The 17,748-nt window shown below is 53.3% G+C and carries 26 protein-coding genes; 7 read left to right on the top strand and 19 right to left on the bottom strand.

Annotation, left to right across the window (positions count from 1 at the left end; genetic code table 11):
- Positions 1–157: 157 nt before the first annotated feature.
- Together KNP81_RS05260 and KNP81_RS05255 are read left to right on the top strand one after the other, a co-directional pair.
- Positions 158–1,432, top strand: coding sequence for a hypothetical protein (locus tag KNP81_RS05260; protein ID WP_286038450.1), 1,275 nt, complete (start codon positions 158–160; stop codon positions 1,430–1,432).
- A gap of 122 nt (positions 1,433–1,554) precedes the next feature.
- Positions 1,555–2,412, top strand: a complete 858-nt coding sequence (locus tag KNP81_RS05255; protein WP_214718965.1) for a pirin family protein — start codon at positions 1,555–1,557, stop codon at positions 2,410–2,412.
- Positions 2,413–2,437: 25 nt separating this feature from the next.
- On the opposite strand, the gene KNP81_RS05250 is transcribed toward KNP81_RS05255, so the two are convergent.
- The 4 genes from KNP81_RS05250 to KNP81_RS05235 are packed head-to-tail and all read right to left on the bottom strand — an operon-like array spanning position 2,438 to position 4,163.
- Complete coding sequence (locus KNP81_RS05250) at positions 2,438–2,740, bottom strand: hypothetical protein (RefSeq protein WP_214718961.1); 303 nt, start codon at positions 2,738–2,740, stop codon at positions 2,438–2,440.
- A gap of 60 nt (positions 2,741–2,800) precedes the next feature.
- Positions 2,801–3,265 (bottom strand): GNAT family N-acetyltransferase, encoded by a 465-nt coding sequence (locus KNP81_RS05245; protein WP_214718959.1) that lies wholly within the window; start codon positions 3,263–3,265, stop codon positions 2,801–2,803.
- Positions 3,265–3,582, bottom strand: coding sequence for a hypothetical protein (locus KNP81_RS05240; RefSeq protein ID WP_214718957.1), 318 nt, complete (start codon positions 3,580–3,582; stop codon positions 3,265–3,267). The genes KNP81_RS05245 and KNP81_RS05240 overlap by 1 nt, the downstream gene beginning before the upstream one ends.
- 56 nt (positions 3,583–3,638) lie before the next feature.
- Positions 3,639–4,163 carry a GrpB family protein gene (locus KNP81_RS05235; RefSeq protein ID WP_214718955.1) on the bottom strand — a complete coding sequence of 175 codons (525 nt, stop codon included), beginning with the start codon at positions 4,161–4,163 and terminating at the stop codon, positions 3,639–3,641.
- A gap of 154 nt (positions 4,164–4,317) precedes the next feature.
- On the opposite strand from KNP81_RS05235, the gene KNP81_RS05230 reads away from it, so the two are divergent.
- Both KNP81_RS05230 and KNP81_RS05225 read left to right on the top strand, forming a co-directional pair.
- The gene (locus KNP81_RS05230) at positions 4,318–4,860 is read left to right on the top strand and encodes a TraR/DksA C4-type zinc finger protein (RefSeq protein ID WP_214718953.1); all 543 of its coding nucleotides are present in this window, start codon (positions 4,318–4,320) and stop codon (positions 4,858–4,860) included.
- A 138-nt stretch (positions 4,861–4,998) separates the two neighbouring features.
- Entirely contained in the window at positions 4,999–5,478 is a 480-nt protein-coding gene (locus KNP81_RS05225; RefSeq protein ID WP_214718950.1) for a helix-turn-helix transcriptional regulator, read from the top strand.
- Between the two features lie 17 nt (positions 5,479–5,495).
- On the opposite strand, the gene KNP81_RS05220 is transcribed toward KNP81_RS05225, so the two are convergent.
- From KNP81_RS05220 to KNP81_RS05210, 3 genes are all read right to left on the bottom strand, one after another.
- On the bottom strand, positions 5,496–6,488 hold the full coding sequence (locus KNP81_RS05220) for a M23 family metallopeptidase (protein WP_214718947.1): 993 nt from the start codon (positions 6,486–6,488) through the stop codon (positions 5,496–5,498).
- 152 nt (positions 6,489–6,640) lie between these two features.
- Entirely contained in the window at positions 6,641–6,850 is a 210-nt protein-coding gene (locus tag KNP81_RS05215) for a hypothetical protein (protein ID WP_214718945.1), read from the bottom strand.
- On the bottom strand, positions 6,850–7,668 hold the full coding sequence (locus tag KNP81_RS05210) for a GNAT family N-acetyltransferase (protein ID WP_214718943.1): 819 nt from the start codon (positions 7,666–7,668) through the stop codon (positions 6,850–6,852). The genes KNP81_RS05215 and KNP81_RS05210 overlap by 1 nt, the downstream gene beginning before the upstream one ends.
- 71 nt (positions 7,669–7,739) lie before the next feature.
- On the opposite strand from KNP81_RS05210, the gene KNP81_RS05205 reads away from it, so the two are divergent.
- Positions 7,740–8,204 carry a GNAT family N-acetyltransferase gene (locus tag KNP81_RS05205; RefSeq protein WP_214718939.1) on the top strand — a complete coding sequence of 155 codons (465 nt, stop codon included), beginning with the start codon at positions 7,740–7,742 and terminating at the stop codon, positions 8,202–8,204.
- On the opposite strand, the gene KNP81_RS05200 is transcribed toward KNP81_RS05205, so the two are convergent.
- From KNP81_RS05200 to KNP81_RS05185, 4 genes are all read right to left on the bottom strand, one after another.
- Complete coding sequence (locus KNP81_RS05200) at positions 8,185–8,772, bottom strand: GNAT family N-acetyltransferase (protein WP_214718935.1); 588 nt, start codon at positions 8,770–8,772, stop codon at positions 8,185–8,187. The genes KNP81_RS05205 and KNP81_RS05200 overlap by 20 nt on opposite strands.
- Before the next feature lie 91 nt (positions 8,773–8,863).
- Positions 8,864–9,457, bottom strand: a complete 594-nt coding sequence (locus KNP81_RS05195; RefSeq protein WP_214718933.1) for an NUDIX hydrolase — start codon at positions 9,455–9,457, stop codon at positions 8,864–8,866.
- On the bottom strand, positions 9,454–9,630 hold the full coding sequence (locus KNP81_RS05190; protein WP_214719393.1) for a hypothetical protein: 177 nt from the start codon (positions 9,628–9,630) through the stop codon (positions 9,454–9,456). The genes KNP81_RS05195 and KNP81_RS05190 overlap by 4 nt, the downstream gene beginning before the upstream one ends.
- Positions 9,631–9,696: 66 nt before the next feature.
- On the bottom strand, positions 9,697–10,002 hold the full coding sequence (locus KNP81_RS05185; protein WP_214718928.1) for a hypothetical protein: 306 nt from the start codon (positions 10,000–10,002) through the stop codon (positions 9,697–9,699).
- 147 nt (positions 10,003–10,149) lie between these two features.
- On the opposite strand from KNP81_RS05185, the gene KNP81_RS05180 reads away from it, so the two are divergent.
- The gene (locus KNP81_RS05180) at positions 10,150–10,464 is read left to right on the top strand and encodes a hypothetical protein (protein ID WP_214718927.1); all 315 of its coding nucleotides are present in this window, start codon (positions 10,150–10,152) and stop codon (positions 10,462–10,464) included.
- Between the two features lie 85 nt (positions 10,465–10,549).
- Positions 10,550–11,335: an SDR family oxidoreductase gene (locus KNP81_RS05175; protein WP_214718926.1), complete on the top strand. Its 786-nt coding sequence runs from the start codon at positions 10,550–10,552 to the stop codon at positions 11,333–11,335.
- Between the two features lie 32 nt (positions 11,336–11,367).
- Here the strand turns inward: KNP81_RS05175 and KNP81_RS05170 are convergent, their stop codons facing one another.
- The 8 genes from KNP81_RS05170 to KNP81_RS05135 all read right to left on the bottom strand — a co-directional run bounded on the left by KNP81_RS05170 (position 11,368) and on the right by KNP81_RS05135 (position 17,715).
- Entirely contained in the window at positions 11,368–12,162 is a 795-nt protein-coding gene (locus KNP81_RS05170) for a GNAT family N-acetyltransferase (protein ID WP_214718925.1), read from the bottom strand.
- A 67-nt stretch (positions 12,163–12,229) separates the two neighbouring features.
- The gene (locus KNP81_RS05165) at positions 12,230–12,730 is read right to left on the bottom strand and encodes an NUDIX hydrolase (protein WP_214718924.1); all 501 of its coding nucleotides are present in this window, start codon (positions 12,728–12,730) and stop codon (positions 12,230–12,232) included.
- The gene (locus tag KNP81_RS05160; RefSeq protein ID WP_214718923.1) at positions 12,727–13,794 is read right to left on the bottom strand and encodes a saccharopine dehydrogenase family protein; all 1,068 of its coding nucleotides are present in this window, start codon (positions 13,792–13,794) and stop codon (positions 12,727–12,729) included. The genes KNP81_RS05165 and KNP81_RS05160 overlap by 4 nt, the downstream gene beginning before the upstream one ends.
- Before the next feature lie 128 nt (positions 13,795–13,922).
- Positions 13,923–14,552 (bottom strand): NADPH-dependent FMN reductase, encoded by a 630-nt coding sequence (locus KNP81_RS05155; RefSeq protein WP_214718922.1) that lies wholly within the window; start codon positions 14,550–14,552, stop codon positions 13,923–13,925.
- On the bottom strand, positions 14,549–15,541 hold the full coding sequence (locus tag KNP81_RS05150) for a ring-cleaving dioxygenase (RefSeq protein ID WP_214718919.1): 993 nt from the start codon (positions 15,539–15,541) through the stop codon (positions 14,549–14,551). Before KNP81_RS05150 ends, KNP81_RS05155 begins: the two co-directional genes overlap by 4 nt.
- A gap of 36 nt (positions 15,542–15,577) precedes the next feature.
- On the bottom strand, positions 15,578–16,012 hold the full coding sequence (locus KNP81_RS05145; RefSeq protein ID WP_251128983.1) for a MarR family winged helix-turn-helix transcriptional regulator: 435 nt from the start codon (positions 16,010–16,012) through the stop codon (positions 15,578–15,580).
- 130 nt (positions 16,013–16,142) lie between these two features.
- Positions 16,143–16,577, bottom strand: coding sequence for a GNAT family N-acetyltransferase (locus KNP81_RS05140; RefSeq protein ID WP_214718915.1), 435 nt, complete (start codon positions 16,575–16,577; stop codon positions 16,143–16,145).
- A gap of 10 nt (positions 16,578–16,587) precedes the next feature.
- Positions 16,588–17,715, bottom strand: a complete 1,128-nt coding sequence (locus tag KNP81_RS05135) for a tetratricopeptide repeat protein (protein ID WP_214718913.1) — start codon at positions 17,713–17,715, stop codon at positions 16,588–16,590.
- Positions 17,716–17,748 lie beyond the last annotated feature (33 nt).

Below are 17,748 nucleotides of genomic sequence, written 5' to 3'. Positions count from 1 at the left end.
CCATTTCATATCCATAAGTGTAAAACAAGCCCGTTCAGTTCAAGTTGAGCGGGTTTTTTGATTTTTTTAAAAAAAATCGCATTAATTTTCCTAAGACTAAAGTCACAAAAAAATGGTGCTAAAATGATGAAAGTTAATCATTAAAGGAGTGCACCCTGTGAAAAAGTACCTGATTCTTTGTACGCTCGCCATGTTGTTCGTCCTGTTCGGATGCGAAGAAGAACATGCATTTCGTTTACATACGGCTCCAGAGTACTATCAAGGTCGCGCCTCTCTGCCTTCTGGTCAACAAATCGAGATGACCGAGTCCGACCGGACGAACGTCCTTGATGCCTGTTATCCGGAGGACGCCATCACCCGCGTGCCTGACGGAGAGCGTCTCTTGATTAGCACGGTCAAATTGAGCCAACCGCTTACGACGACGGCCTCGACCGAAGTCTTTCCGACCGCCACATTTTTTGAAGTGGAAAATCAAACCTACGTCCAATGCCAAGCTGACACCTTCACCTATATGAAACAAATCGATGCGTTGCCGGATAGTCTCACTCCGTACCGCGAACAAGCCGTCTCATCTTCTGCGATGTCCAACCTTCGCGTTGCGCAACCGCACGAGCAAGTCCATTTCACCGAAGAGATGAAAAAACCGGTCGGCAATGAACCTTATCCAAAACGTCACGGTTTCGAACAAACGCTCGTCCACGTGACGATGCCGTTCAACGGTTCGTTCGAATTCACGTTCGAATCACCCGAATCGCGTGAGACCATCACGTTGCCCATCAACGAATCGTCACGTCAACCGTTCCTGTCCCTTGGCTTAGGGACCGAAGTGTCTCAAGACACGCAACAGTACGGGCTCCATCTGTCATCCGATCAGACGTTATATGAGGACGTCCTGCGACCACAGGATGCCACCTACGATCGAATGCTTGGGACGCGGCAGGCGAGCACGCTTCCGAACAAGCTCGTGCCGAACGAGCGCTATCCATTGTTCAGCTTCTCCTTCATCCGTGATGGCAAGCCTTATAAACAAGTCGTTTCTATCACCTATAAAGAAGAGACGTTGTTGCACGGCGATCGTTTGAAAACAAAAATGCGGCAACAATTCGCGCATCGACGTCACGTCGTCGCCCATGAACTGGCTCTAATCGGCACAGAATCAAAAGATGCACCGTTCTTGCATCATGCCAACGCCGAGACCGTCCAGTTCGTGTTTCAAGCCATCGATCGCTCAAAAGCCGTGGCGACGGCCGGAACCCCGGCGCCGACCCCTTATTTGACGGTGTTCGAGGGCATTTGTGCCCAAACATTCGATGTCAGTTACACGGAAGACGATGTGATTTTGACAAATACGAAGACAGGCTCACATTTCAAATTGCTCCGCGCCGATGCCGAACGGTGGCGCGACCTTTCCATCGGACAAGCAAACAACTGACGACACTTTTCAAGCCAGACCGGCTCACTGGTCTGGCTTTGCACGTTGTATAGGCAAAATCGGAAAGCCTCCTTGCCTCGCTATGCGACAATGACAGCAAACGGTGCAAAGGAGAGAGTGTGATGACGAAACGATTCGAGCGCGACGTCGCCAGCCATTGGCCAGTCGCCTATAAACAAAACGGATATCCGCACGTGCAGCAGGGTTGGGTCTTGCCTCCGGAACGAAAAGACGAGTTCGACCCGTTCATCTTGATGGCCGAGGACTGGTTCAAACGGGGAACGTTCTCTGACCATCCTCACCGCGGCTTCCAGACCATCACCTACGTGATTGATGGACGACTGGAACATATCGACAACCATGGCGGACATTCAATTTTAGATGCGGGTGACGTTCAATATATGAATGCGGGCTGGGCGGCACGTCATGCCGAGGAGGCCGTCGATGACGACTTGATTCATACGCTTCAACTATGGCTCAACTTGCCGAAAGCACTTAAAACGACGACGACATCTTACCAAAACGTATATGTCGAAGCGGCACCGCTCGTGCCGATTGACGGAGGACACGTGCGTGTCTATTCGGGCGACATCGCCGGAGTGACCGGACCGATGGACAGTCTCGTCCCCATCACGATGAGCGAAGTGAGCTTACAGAGTGGAGCCGCCTATGAGCACATCATCCCGACGAATCATAACGCTTTCGTCTACGTACTCGCGGGTTCCCTCGAACTCGGAACGTCAGCGACACCGCTTTCGAAGACGCACGCGGCGACGCTCACGTACGATGAGACGAGCGACGGTGAGAGCGTAGTCCGCCTCAACGCGACGTCACGTGCGAAACTGCTCATCTATTCAGGCAAGCCGATTCGTGAAGACTATATCGCCCACGGTCCGTTCGTGATGAATACGGAAGAGGAGATTCGGCAAGCGTTCCGCGATTATCATGCCGGTGGCTTCGGTCCCCCGGCTGTCAAATAAAATAAGCCGCGCCTGAAGGCGTGGCTTATTTTTTGTCTGGCATGAGCACGGTCTGCTGGGTCGGGACGCGACCGATTGGGACGGTGCGTTCGAAGAGGACGTACGGTTTCCCGTCCACCTCGAACTTCCGATCGCCAAGATAATGGGCCGACTTCCCGTCTTCATACAGCTTTGTCAAAATCGCCGGCACATATTCGTTCAAATTTGTGTAGTGCTCATCAAGCGTCATGACGATATTACCTTTGCCATACCCCATCCATTGATTCGACATGAACAGCATGAGCGAAATCGTCCCAACGATCCCGATAATCAAAATGATTGTCTCCATCAAATCCTCCTCTATTACATATGTGGCGCCATTATGTTACGCCAAGACTATTCTTTTACTTTAGAGATGCTTGATGACGAACTGTCGCTTCGGTTGAAAGCCAATTTGGCTATAAAACGCTGCCGCCGCTTCGTTCACTGACCAATAATCCAGTTCGATCGATGGAAATCCGTGCGCGATGGCGTAGCGTTCTACCTCTTCCATGACCCAGCGTCCATACCCTTGTCGTTTCGCCTCAGGGTTCACGCTGATTTGATGCACGTAGAGTGTCCGCACGGCTTGCCGAAATGCGTTCGCCTCACTTACCCGCTCCTGAAAACAGACGTAGCCGATGACGTCCCCGCCGACCTCTGCCGTGAAAAAGTGATAATCGTCTCGCGCCATCATCTCCAAAAACGCCGCTTCCATCGAGGCGTGATTGTACGCCGCAAAGAAAGCCGGCGCCAACTGAAGATGATGTTCATGGATAGGCTGATTCAATGCCGCGATTAACGCCGCATTCTCGGTCCGCTGCAGGCGGACCATCAGCTGCCTCCGCCAAACGGATGATTTCGATCTTCCGTGACCCCGTGCGGTTTTTCATTTCCGCGAAGCGTATGGCCTGCATAAGTGGAATCTTTCCCGTTCAAACGGTGCTGAATCGGACGGGCCAAAAAATAGCCTCCAAACAGCGACGCCGGGAAGACGAGAAAGGCGGTGCCGAGGAAAACTAATCCGTAGTAACGGAGTTCATCAGCGCTCCCCACGTACTGCGAGACCCCGTAGCGCAATCCTAAAAACAAGCCGACAAACACGAGTGCGACAAACGCATACTCAATACATTTCCCGAGAAATCGTTTCATCTCGTGACCCCCCTCAACTGATTAGTTTTCTGTACGAGATGAAACGGTAAAACGTTTCAAATTTGTTGGCGAGACATATACCACAACGTCGCCTCCTGCTCGGTCGCGGATACCCAGTCTTGTTTTCCTTGGATATAGCTCTCGATATCTTCCGGATGCTGGCTCGCCAATTGTTGTTTAAGCGACGCATACTCGTCCCGTACGTCCGGGAACGTCATCAAATAATCGCGGAACGCGAGATGGCGGGTCACGCCTTCATCCCCTTCCTCGAACATATGGACATGAATCGTCCGCACGTCTTCTCCTTTAGCGAAGAAGCGCCGTCTCGGAATCCCATGCTCGCCGAAACTCCGGTACCCTAGCGCCTCCATATGGCTGATCCAATCGTCAATCCGCTCGATGTCCTGCACGACCGGCATGATGTCGATAATCGGTTTCGCATCGAGTCCCGGCACCGACGTGCTCCCGATGTGATGAATGGCGACGACTTCCCCTTCAAACAAGCGCTCGAGCTTGGCCGCCTCTTCCTTGAATTTCGTCTCCCATATCGGATCATACGGGACGACCTCTACTTTTCTCATGGTCCATTCCCTCCTTCACAATCATCGTTCCGTCTCTTTCATCATACCCGTTTTCCGAAGCGTTTAGAATTCGCCTTCGCCAATCGAAAGGTTTGTCCCGACGCAAAATGGGAAATGCTAATATTAATGAAATCAGAACTGGAGAGTGGACCGCATGTTGACACAACAGCAGATTGATACGTTCAAGGAACGTCTATTAAAAGAGAAAGCGAAGACCGAAGGATATATGGAAAACCGGGAAGAAGTGTATGACGAAGGAGAACTGTCACACTACGATAACCATCCGGCAGACTCAGGAGAAGAACTCTTCTTACGCGAACGCGATCAAGCGCTCACCGAACTCGATGAAGAATTTTTAACTGACGTCGATAAGGCGTTGCTCGCCATCGAGAATGGGACGTATGGCAAATGTGAGGTGTGCGGCGAAGACATCGAGTTGGACCGTCTTGAAATCATCCCTGAGGCGACGCTCTGCATCCAGCACGCGCGCGAGCAAGAAGAGAACGAGCACTTGACCGACCGCGAACGTCCTGTCGAAGAGGACGTGCTCAATCCATCTGAGACGGCTGCCCGGAAGCAACTCGACGGGACGGACGAACCGGGGCAAAGCACGGATGCGTTCAGCCAAGTCGAAGATTTCGGGAGTTCGGATACGATTGCTGATAGCGAGGGCAATCATGACCCGACACGTGAATAACATCAGTCAGTGACCGAGCGAAAGGAGTCCCTCTCCTTTCGCTTTTTGCTTGCCACGGGAGCCTGCTTCTTCATCCGATATCTTCCATCTTTCTATACCGCATGATACACTGTGTAAAAATACACTTTAGGAGCAGGTATGCATACAAAAGAGACGTTTTCCGAACTGATTTCAAGCAAACTCAAATTGATTCGTACCGAGCAAGGATTATCCCAAGAAGAACTATGTACGCTCGTCGGCATCTCGAAAAAAACATTGATTCAAATCGAGAAGCGACGTCTGAACGCGAACTGGACGACGACGGTCGCCATCTGCGCCCTCTTCAATCAAAGCCCGTATCTCTATTCGTTGATTGGGGATCAACCCATCGAATTCATTCGTCTTGTCGCCCATACTGACCCGAGCCTGGCAACGAAAACGTTGGGCGGACACGTCTGGTGGACGACGATCGAGCATCAAGGGAAATACCGGATTCAACAGAATATGGTCAGTCAACATTACCGGATTCTCGACCACGACGACTTCCGCTGGTTCAGCACGTTCGACCGCGATGAGGCGTTCCGGAAATTGATCGAACTGCGCTCGACCCAGGACGAGCAGGGAGACACAAAAAAATGACGCAACGAATCGTTGCGTCAATACGTCGCTTTGATGGGCGACACGCCACCGAGCACTTCGGCGACATCCATCGGGTTGACCGTGTTGCCGGCCGAACTTGATGAATAAGCGTATTCTCCTTGATGCACTTCGAAATGGAGGTGCGGACCTGACGAGTTGCCCGTATTGCCGATTTGGCCAATGCCTTCGCCTTGGAGCAACGTCTGGCCTGTCTTCACTTCGATTTTATGCATATGGGCGTAAACCGTCGTCCACTTTTGACCATCGATTTCATGCTCAATGAAGACGTGCTTCCCATAAGGGCCGCCCGATTTGACGTCCGTGACCGTTCCAGCCGCCGCTGCGTAAATCGGTGTGCCCACGTTCGCCGCGATATCGATTCCGTTATGGAACGTATATCCGAACTGGCCACTCGCCGGTCCGTAGCCTTGTGACAGACGTCCAGTCGCTGGCATCATAAACTTGTCAGGCGCAAGCGCGGCCGTTTGTTGCTTCAAGTCTTTCAATTGGGCCGCTTGTCCTTTCAACTGTTTATAGGCAGCCACATGAGCCGAGCGGGCTTGTTGTCGTTCTGCTTCCACGTCCGCCTGTTTGCTCTCAAGCGCCTTTAACGATTGCGTTGTCTCGGCTTGTTTGGCTTGCAAATCACGCTTCGTCTCTTCAGACTCCGCCGCCTCTGCCTTAGCGCTCGGTAGCACAGTCGACAACACTTGTTTGAATAGAGACTTGTCAGCTGTCTCAGGATTCAATGCTGTCTCATATGACGCGAGTTTTGATTTGGTCTGTTCAATCTTTTGATTGATTGCTTTCGCGCTCTGATCGATCGTTTCGACGTGACGTTTGGCTTTGGCAACCGATTGTTTCGAAGTTTGAATCCGTTGTTCGGTCTGTTGAAGCGATTTCGTCGTCTTGACGAGGTCTTGCGGGGTAATTTGATCCGCGGATACGGCTGAAGTCCCTGACAGAATCAGGACGCCTGTACCGACGGTAACGAGTAGTTGTTTCCACATATATCGATAAAACCTCCAGATTGGATGATTCGCTAGCTTGATTAAAAAGCTACAAGTGCGAATATAGCATCCATGTCTGAAAAGTTCAATATATGAAGCATTTCATTTGTATGTCGAACATATCAAAATCGTGAACTCTCCATACATAAACTTCACTCAAATTTCATAAGGTTCATCCGTCGTGATCGTCTTCGTTGTAGGACGATCACGACTATACTGACAGCGGCCAGGATGGTCAGCGCCGGTCCGCCGAACAAAAAGAGTCGATTCAGGTCCGATGGCAGATTCGTTGTCAGGCCAAGAATCGTGAACAAATTCCCGACAATCAGACCAATCATGAGGACAGGCAATAGGACTCGCATTACGTCTCCGTCCCGGGCTTGATCATCTCGAATTGAGCAATCTCGTCCTGGACGAACCCGAGCTGTCGGGCTGCTGAGAGCAACGTCGGGCGATCCGACGTCAACGTCGGGCGATCCGACGTCAACGTCAGTCGAATCGGTCCTTCGGCTGCGGCCGCACGCAATAACCACTCGGCGTCCTCTTCGCGACCGAACACATCTAGCAACAGATTGTCCCGGAAGAGCAGTGCCCCGGTTTTCTCACCTTCTGCCACTCGAACGAGTTCAGTCTGTTGTTGTGTCGTGCGGACATCAACTTGCCAAGTCGGCTTGTGCGCCGCTGCCGGATAATACGTATCGAACAGTTCGAGAATCGACGACCGTTCCCGTGTCGCACTCGTCTCAGTCAATACGGATTGAAAGTACATAATCTCTCGGACGACACGGTACCCGAGTCGGTCATAGAGGGCGAGCGCGGGATTGTTCCCTTGGATGACCTCGAGCAGACGCGTTCCCGTCGCCTGTTCATCGAACTGTCGCATCAATTCGTGCGCGATGCCGAGATGTCGGTAATCAGGGGCGACGGCCAAGCCGCCACAACGAGTGACCCATCCTGTATCGAGGTGTGCAACGCCGCTCAACATGACAGCAACGGGCCGACCGTCCGCATAGGCGACGACGGAACGCGTCGGCTGGTTTTGATCGCGGACGAGGAAGACGGCCTCGAACTGGGCCTCATCCATGTCAAAGCGAATCATGTAATCGGAAAAACCGTCCATGAAGGCTCGATACAAATCTTGGAGCGGTGGATGTTGGACATAAGTAATCACTGGATGCATCACGTGTTCGTTCCCTTCACTTATAATTCGGTATACTGATGGAGACAGCTAATCATGGAGGAGGATTCATCATGACGACGAGACTCGAACCACTTCGAGAGGCCCATTGGTCCGTCTTGAACACATTCACGTTACCGCTCGATCAAGAAAAATATACGACACTCCCAATCGACCTCGATTCCCCCCTCTTAGACGGGATTCACCCTATCGTCATCGTGGCCGAGGAGCCCGTCGGTTTCTTTTTGCTCCACGATACGGAACGGGTCGCCTCGTATACGGAGGCAGACGACGCATTGTTGCTCTCGATGTTCTCAATCACCCATTCGGCGCAAGGGAACGGTCATGCTAAAGCGGCACTCCGCCAACTGCCGAACTATGTACGAGCGCATTTTCCTCATAAACACGAGGTCGTGCTATCGGTCAATCTGAAGAACGAGGCCGCCTTTTCCCTTTATCAAACGGTCGGCTTCATCGACACGAAGCGCCGAATCGACGGCCCCATCGGTCCGCAGCGCATCATGTCGCTAGCGGTCTAAGCTCGCCTGGCAACAGGCCATACACGGCCGTGTCCGTCAGCCGCATCCCGTCAGCGGACAAATCTTCGTTCCGGAGCATGCCTTCTAGCTGAAAGCCGAGCCGTTCGGGAATCAAGCGACTGCCTTCGTTCGTCGACTCGCAGCGAATCTCGATCCGTTTGAAATCGAACTGGGCGAAACTGAAACGGACGACCGCCTCGACCGCTTCCGTCATATAGCCACGACCGGTATGTCTCGAATCGAGCCAATACCCGATTTCTGCTTTCGGGACGTCCCAATCAATCCCGAACAGGCTGACCGTCCCCACGAACGTCCCCGTCTCCCGTAAAAAGATGAGATACCGAAAACTTTCGCCTGTCCCGTACAAGTCTTGCGCCCGTTGTAAATTCACTTCCGTCTCAGACAACGTCGGTACGTCTTGCGCGAACGGGAGCCATCGCTTCAACTCTTCATGCGAGCCCCGAATCGATTCGTTGACGACACGTGCATCTATATCGGCGAGCGGTGCCCGTAAATACAGACGCGCCGTCTCCAAGCCGAGTGGGATTGTGTCTGGTCCTGTTTTCATCTTTCTTCCCCCTCTTTACTTACGAAAACACCAAATGAGCAAGCCGCCCAGCCCACCCACAAGCACGACGTGAAGCAGTTGCCATAGGACTTCAATCATGGCGTTCCTCTTGAGCGGCTTTTACACCTGCCAGCACTTGCTCCCAGTAGTTGGTCGGGTGTGGTACGAGATCGCGTTTCGTCACGACCCGGGTATTTCCTGAGATGGCCGAGGTCGTCTCCACCTCGGATTGCGTCCCGCCAATCAGTTCGTGCAGCGCCGTAATTTCGACCGAGACGACATCGGCCACTTCCGCTTCGTCCAACGTGAACGCTTCGCCATCATACGCATAGACATACGTATGGGCGAACTCGCGGTCTAAAAACGTATCCGTCTCGATGACGTCTTCGAAGACGCCGAGCGGGGTCAGTTGATCGAACGTCAATTCGAGTCCTAACTCTTCTTGAATCTCGCGCACCCCGTCACGAACGGTCTCTCCGGCGGTCAAGTGCCCGGCGGCCGTGATATCGAACAACGCGGGAAAGTCCGCCTTCGTATCGCTGCGAAGCTGTAACAGGAGGCGGTCGTGATCCATCATCCAGCAGTGGAACGTCTCATGCCAATCCCCGTCCCGATGGACGTCTGCTCGTGATTTCAATCCGATTTTCTTCCGGCGGTGGTCGACGATTGTAATGAACTCGATCATGACGTCACCCCGTTCTCTAAAAATGTGATGGTTCCCGCCGTCGCGTCAAGTTCGACCTCGATCCCAATCGGAAACACATGGGCCGGGAACCGTGCCGGTGCCGGGAACGACGGCGTGATGATTCCAATCGTGTCTCCCGATCGTAACGCCGGGGGGTGCTTCCTCGTTAACACAGTCATCCCTCCATCAAGTGCGATGCCTTCACTGTACGGGTTTCAGAAGTCGGATGACAACCCGGTTCAAAACAGATCAGGGTCTTCCGAAAGGGTCCGTACTTTACGGATTTTCTGCGGCCGTCCAGTCCAACCAAGTGTGAGAAAGAAGAAACCGCCTCCGATGACACAGGACAACCCGACCAGTCCCGCGACGATGCCATCAAATCCGAAGCGTTCCCCGCTCACGACGAGCAACAGTGGCGAAAAGACAAAGGCAATGCCGAGCAATAACGCGCCACCCCACATCCGTCGCCGTGGAAACCCGATTGTCCACCAGCCGAATGCCACCAATCCTAAAACGATTAATCCAATCATTCCGATTAGAACCATCCTCAGCGCCTCCACTCTTCAAATTGTCTTGTCTTATTCCGCACGAACAATTCAAAATCCTGTCAAAAAGACCCTATAGAATTCCTGCAAACCGGGTAAATAACTATTGGAAACCATCGTACCGGAATCGCACAGAGGAGGAACACCATGAGAACCCGACTCATCTTTGCTCTGGCATTTATCGGTCTTTTTTTAGTTGCTGTTTATTGGATCAGCACACGGGACGACCATCAAATCGAAGGACGAATCGAACAGATTGACATCCCACAGCTGATGATTGGACCACATGACTTGTCAGACGACGAGTTAACGTTGCAGACGATATTAATCAACGAACGAACGAAAGTGACAGGAGAAGCGAACGATGTGCAACAACTCCGGGTCGGACAAGTCGTCACGGTCGAACTCGATCGCGACGCCAAGTTGAAAATCGCGGTATCGATTCACGTTCAACCCGATTGAGTCGTTTCACCTTTTTTCAGAAAACGGGCTTAGGTTTCATAGAACGGTGGAATATGAGAACAGGAAGCTGAAAGGAGCGAATTGAATGATTTCAAATACATTGTTATCGGGGAAGGTCGCATTCATCACAGGCGCGGCATCTGGAATCGGACGTGCCACCGTCATCCGGTTCGTCCAAGCCGGGGCGAAAGTCGCTATCGTCGATTTGAACTTAGAAGACGCGGAACAACTTGCGACTCTGATTGGAGAAGAGCGTGCCATCGGCATCAGTGCCGATGTGGGGAACGAAGACGAGATGAAACGAGCGTACGAGCAGACGGTTGAACGCTTCGGCCGTGTCGATATCGTCTTTGCGAACGCAGGACGGAACGGTACCATCACACCAATCGAGCACTTGTCGCTCGAAGATTGGAACGGTGTCGTCGAGACGAACTTGACGGGTACATTCTTGACGGTGAAACATGCCATCCCTCATTTAAAAGAACGAGGCGGCAGTGTCATCATCACGTCATCCATCAACGGAAACCGTTACTTCAAAAACTTTGGGTTCAGCGGCTATGCGACGACGAAAGCCGGCCAGACCGGATTCGCCAAAATGGCAGCGGCCGAGCTCGCCCAATTCGGCATTCGCGTCAACTCGATTTGCCCGGGGGCCATCGACACGAACATCAATGACTCGACGAATCGCGATGACGCCTTGCTCGAAGAAATCGTCATCCCGATCGAGTATCCGGAAGGAAATCAACCGTTGGCCGGGAAATCCGGCACGGCCAAACAAGTCGCGGACGTCGTATTGTTCTTCGCGAGCAACATGTCGAGTCACGTCACCGGCTCTGAGGTGTACGTCGACGGCGCCGAATCATTACTTTAACAGACAAAAGGTCGCCCCGCGGGGCGACCTGTTTATTTGAGAATTGGGCTTTTCATGACGGCTTTCTGGTAAAACGGAATGAATCCTAAGCGCTCCATGTTCCGTCCCGAGGCCGTATCGACTTTCGTCGTCACGGTCACGTACTGGCAACCGGCTGCTTTTGCGGCCGCAATCCGTTCCAAGATGAGCTGCGTCTGATAGCCTCTGCCTCGATAAGCCGGAATCGTGCTCGTCAAAAACAGTTCGCCCATCCCGTCCTGGATGGCAAGAATCCCGCCGGCGACGGCCGTCTCACCTTCGCGGACGAGATACGCCTGGTTTTCGGGTAACGCGTAGAAGCCTTTCGCGGTATCAATCGTCTCTTGCATGACCGTCCCGGTTTCGGCGAAGCCGGCCGCGATGGCCCGGGCCCATTCGTTCACGTTATCGGCGTGCACGCGTTCGACCGTATGCTCCATATCTGGGAATACGAACGTGTTCACGTCGAGCAACCACACGTCCAGGAAGTGGTCGAGCGTATAGTTTCGCTCTTGGAGCAACCGAATGAGTGACATGTCCGCGAGCGGACAAACCTCGATATGTAGGCGGGACACGTTCTTGCCGCGTACCCATTTCTCCATCTGGTGCAAATCGTAAAAACTGGTCGGTCGATTCAAACCGAATCCGACCGCAAAACTCGTATTGCCCATCCGAAAGACGTGGCCTTTGTTTTCGACAATCAATTCCGAACCTTCATAGGGAGGGGACTGTTTCCGATGCCGAATATAGGCAGACGTTCCTTCCGCTTTGATGCGTTCGATCCGCCTGGCTAGTTCTAAGCGTCTCATCTCGTTCCCTCCCCACTAATCTCCCCTGAGTTTACCATACTTCGATTACGAACAGATTGTGATTCCGTTACAAGGCGAGACGCGAGTCTGACTCAAATCGAAGTAACCGTTCCCGGACAGATGGGACGAGATCATCCAGGGCCATCAATTCTGACCAATCGACGAGACGAACCGCTACGACTTCGTCTTCCTGAAGCACCAAGTCATCAAGTTGCAGCGGAGTATCGGTTTGATAGCGATACAGGTCTAGAAAATATGTCTCGCGGCGTAACGTCGCCACCCACTCCAACTGGTCAGGTTCGACTGAGAGACCGATTTCTTCCCCCAGCTCCCGAACAGCGCCTTGTCGACTCGTCTCACCAGCCAGAATGGAGCCTCCCGTCCCTTCCCAAAGGAGCGGGTACGTCTTATCAGGGTGGCGTTGCGAGAGCAACACGTTTCCGTTCACATCAAACGTGAACACCTCGATGACGGTATGATACGTGTCCACTGCCAATTGTTCGCCGCGCACGTGCGTCTTGCCGAGCGGACGCCGCTCTCCGTCGACTAAATCCCATTGCTCACTCAAAGCCGGACCTCGTCAACGACAAACGAGGATGACCCTTCAATCTCTTCGATGAAGTGTGATCCGAACAGCATCGCCGGTGTGAAGCTGCCAGGGATGACGCGGCCTGAACTGACAAGTCGTGACACGACCTCAAGCGCCCCGTACACGGTAAAGGCATATGTGCTCGCCGTCTTGATGCGGACGATCACTTTACGTCCTGAGGCGTTCGTCGCCTCGCCCCAGACATACGTCGAGGAGCGTTCCCGTTCTGACTTGTCCGGTCCGCTCACATGTTCATCAACATAACGGAGCAGTTTCCCTTGCACCGCGTCGCTGCCGAGAATCGGACCGAACCAAGACAAAAGACGCGCCCCGTAAGCGTAAGCCGTAGGGACCGGGACCCACGTCGTGATGTTCGGAATGCCCGTCGTATAATAGGCGGTCGAGACGTCTCCCCATGGAATGGCGATGGCCGTTTTCTTGCCGCGTCCGAAATCGATGTGACGACGTTTCTCGCCCAGCGGGAACGGTGTCAATTCGCCATCTTTTCGTTCGGCACTGCTCGACCCTAGCCCACGGATTGCTGTTTTCAGCGTCCCGCGTGAGATACCGGCGGCGGCCGAGAAACCGAGTGCGAGATTCATCGCGTCCGGCATCAGCTCTTTCAGCTTCCGGGCCACACAGTCGGTCGGAATGACGTCGAAGCCGACACCCGAACAGAGCAACACGCCCGCTTCTTGCGCGAGCTTGGCCCGTTTCTTCGAGTGGATGTATTCGAACACCTCGATTTCCCCGGTAATATCCAAGTAATGTGTCTTCGTGGCGAGACACGCCTCGACCATCGGCCGACTCGTATCGGCGAACGGTCCGGCACAGTGTAACACGAGGTCGATGTCTTCCAATTGGCGTGTCGCCTTATCAAGCGACAAGTTGAAGACGCGCGTCTCGCACCCGAGCTCCTCACCGAGCTTGGCGATCGCGTCCGCACGCCGACCCGCGAGCACCGGTGTCATCCCTTGTTTCACCGCTTGACGGGCAATCAGTTCGCCTGTATATCCGTTCGCCCCATAAATCATCCATTTCATCACGATTCCTCCTTCAATCATATGTATTTTTTCCTCTTCCCTTCTTTTACCCACGATACACGACGTCCCCTTCATTGAAAAGAAACGCCAAAAAAACGATCGCCCTCGTTTAGGCGATCGTTTGTCGATTAGTTGTTTGCAGCTTCTGCAGCTTTCGTACGGACCGTCTGCATCGCTTCTGTCCATGGGACGAGCTGATCGAGCATGTCGTTGACCGATTGGACTTGAACGTCTTTCGGTGCGAAATGTGTCCCGTTCTCGAAGTCTGTGAAGAGCGAGAGCGCTGGGTGGACACGGACGTGAGCGACCAAGAGTTCGCTCAAGACACCACGCAAGTGTTCTGTCGCACGTGCGCCGCCGACCGAACCATATGAGACGATTCCGGCTGCTTTGTTATGCCATTCGTTGCGTAAGTAGTCGAGAGCGTTTTTGAGCGCACCAGTGATCGAGTGGTTGTATTCTTGGACGATGAAGACGAAGCCGTCCATTTCCGCGATTTTCTCAGACCATGCTGCCGCACCTGATGCGTCGCCGCCTGGCTCGCCGAGAAGCGGGAGGCTGTAGTCTGCGATATCGATGATTTCATAGTTTGCGTCACCGCGTTTGTTCGCGATTTCTTTCACCCATTCTCCGACTTGCGGGCTGACGCGTCCTTCACGAGTAGATCCGAGTACGATTCCAATTTTCAACATGTTAGTTCCTCCTTGTGAGTTGGCTGGTTCTTCTTGTTTACCAAATAAACGATTTAAAAAGCTCATTTCATTCCCTCATATTCTTTCTCAAACGTTTTTGTACTTCTGACCGTATCAATCGGTCGAACCATCGCTTCAATCTGGTCCCGTTTCGCCTCTAAGAACGGCGGGAGTGACAATTTCTCACCGACCGTCTCATACGGCTCATCGCCCATGAATCCTGGTCCGTCCGTTGCCCATTCGAACAGGATTTGCGGCGCGACCCGTGCATAAGACGATTCAAAGAAGAAGCGGTCGACATAGCCTGATGTCGGTAACCCGAACTGTTGCAATCGTGCCGTCCATTCGTCGAGGACACTGCGGTCATCGACACGGAACGCGACGTGATGCACGGTTCCGAACCCTTGGCGCGCGACTGGTGACGTCTCGTCATGGATGACGACGACTTGCGCCCCGTTTCCACCCTCACCTCCTTCAAAGAGATGCGCGTCGCCTTCTTGTCCGATTTCTTCGAACAACATGACTTGCTCCATCACTTGTTTGAAATACGTAAAGTCCGCGATGCGGATAAAGATCGGACCGAGACCCGTGATGGCGTACTCGAGCGGCACCGGGCCGTTTTGCCACGGTTCGCCTGACGCGACACCGACGTTGAACTCATCCGAGATGAGCTGGTACGCCTGCTCGTCGAAGTCGACGAACGAAAGCGTCTTCTTGCCGAACTGCTCGGCGATGCCTTCATGCTTCACGCTGAGGCGGTCGAAGCGACGTTCCCAATACGTGAGCGCCTCGTCGGTCGGGACGCGGAACGACGTCTTGGCGATTTCGTTCGTCCCGTGCACGCCTTTCGGGATGCCTGGGAAATCGAAGAACGTCATATCCGTTCCGGCGCTGCCTTTGTCATCGGCGAAAAACAAGTGGTACGTCTGAATGTCGTCTTGGTTGACCGTCTTTTTGACGAGACGCATCCCAAGGACGTTCGTAAAGAAGTCATAGTTCTTCTCGGCGCTGCTCGTAATCGCCGTCACGTGGTGAATTCCTTTTACATGGTTCATTCGAATCGCTCCTTCGAAATCTTGATTTCGAGATAATTAATTAAATTTTTTTGACGCTTCGGCGCGTTTGCCGACCGTCTTCAATTGAGTAATCGTGTCTGTTAAATCGAGTCCGTCGAACAGCTCGTCCATCCGTTGTTCATGGGCTGGAAAGATGCGCGCCATAAGTGTCTGACCGTCTTCCGTCAACGCCGCATACGTGACGCGCCGGTCGCTCGGACAGGCTTTGCGAATCAAGTAGCCTTTCGTTTCGAGCCGGTCGACGATGTACGTCATGCTCCCACTCGTCAGCAATACTTTTTTGCCGATCGTCTGAATCGGTTGATCGCCTTTATGATACAACAGTTCGAGCACCGAGAACTCGGTCGGGTTCAGCCCGTACTCGGCGACTTCGTGCTTGACCACGTCTTGAATCGATTGCGAGGCCCGAAGCAACACCGTGATCGCTTTTAACGTTTGCCGTTCTTCCATGTGTTCCCCTCCTCTGCTGAGAGAAAACAATACTTTAAATTTCATTATCTTTAATTCGAGATAAATATAACACGGTAAATTTGATGGGTCAATTATTTTGTTTTAAAAAAAGACGAGTTGCCTCGTCTTGTCACGTACGGCGAATGACCGCCATCTCCCGCCCGAAGCGATTGCCTTCATCGACAAAGCCCAAGCCTTCATATAATCGATGCGCGCCCATATTGTCAGGATGGTAGCCGACGACAATCGGTTCGGTGCCGAGTTGACCCATCTCTTCGAGCATGAGTTCGGTCGCCTTGCGTCCAATTCCTTTTCCTTGATGCGCGTGGTCGACCATGATGCGGTACACCCAGCGCGCGTCCAACTCTTCGAGTACCGTATTGTACATAAGAAACCCGATCATCGTCTCGTCCTCATAAATCGCGTGCGCCCGCAGCGTCGGTTCATACGTCGCTTGCAGCAGCGATACCGCATTCGGTTCCATATATGCTTGTTGCGCGTCAGTCAATGTGAGCTGACAGCACGTATACCAGTTTTGTTCTGTAATCGGTTGAAGTGTGATCATTCGGTTCTCCTTAATCGTACGTCTCGTCCAAGTTACGCGCATAAAACGCGATGGCGCGACGATACCGTTTAATGCTGTCATCCGGTTCCGGGCTTGCGAGCAGTTCGAGCAACGTGCCGGTCGCTTCACTATGGCGCCCGAGATTGTAGCGGGTCATCGCCTGGAACACTTTGAGCGCCCCGATGTCCGGGAACTGTTCAATCGCCTTGGCGAACAACGCCTCAGCGTCCTCGTAGCGGCCGAGCGCCCGGTACGTGCTGCCGAGTCCGATATACGTCTCCCGGAGCTCATCTCCGGCGAGCCCGAGCCGGATCGCCCGTTCATAATGCGGGACGGCTTGACGCTCTTCTCCGAGCGAGTCATAACACGAGGCGCAATGGGCATGAAGGCGCGGATTCTTCTCGTCTTGCCGAAGCAACATGAGGAGCAGTTGCTTCGCCCGTTCAAGCTCTCCGTTCTCGCGGAGACGAATCGCCTCGTCAATCCCTTTCTCTTCCGGGGTTTGAACTTCCAAGTCGCTCAAGTCATCGAGCCATGCCTGCAACAATTCGTAATAGCGCCCGACATGGACGCCATCGACGAGTGCATGGTGGGCTTGGACCGAGAGGGGCATCGTCACCCGGTCGCCGGTTGCGGTGAATTTCCCCCAGGCGATGCGCGGCACGGTATCGTGTTGCTGGTCGTTCGTCGGATGACTGATGCTCGTGAACGTGACCCAAGGCACGCTCGTGATATAAAGCAGGCTGTCCGGCTCATCGTCGCCGACGACGACTTCCCGTTTCGTCCCGCTCATCCGGGCCGTCACTTCTTCCATGAAGTCCGGGAACGCGTCTTTATAGGTCGCCGTGCAAAAGTTGAAGACGTCATCGTCCATCATGACGGTGAACGATGGATGTACGACGTCGTGCTCGATGACCTCGTCGCCGCGGATCCGATAGCGAAGCTCAGCCACGGCATTCGCCGTCTTGACGGCACCGTACAAGAACAGTTTGAAGAACGACTGGCCGGTCCGTTTGGCGTGTGTATGTAACTTCGTCACATCGACGCTCGCCGTCACGTTGAAATGCGGAGCGTCGAACGCCTTGAAGAATTCGTAGTGCTTCTTGCGCGACCACGTCTCAGTATTGATGATTTTCATAATGCGTCCCCCTGTTTTTTCTTTCACTGTACC

Origin of the sequence: Exiguobacterium sp. s149 (genome assembly GCF_018618395.1) — a bacterium.
Lineage (GTDB): Bacteria > Bacillota > Bacilli > Exiguobacteriales > Exiguobacteriaceae > Exiguobacterium > Exiguobacterium chiriqhucha.
Note: the sequence above shows the minus strand (reverse complement) of the source record. Positions and strands in the feature narration are given on the sequence as shown.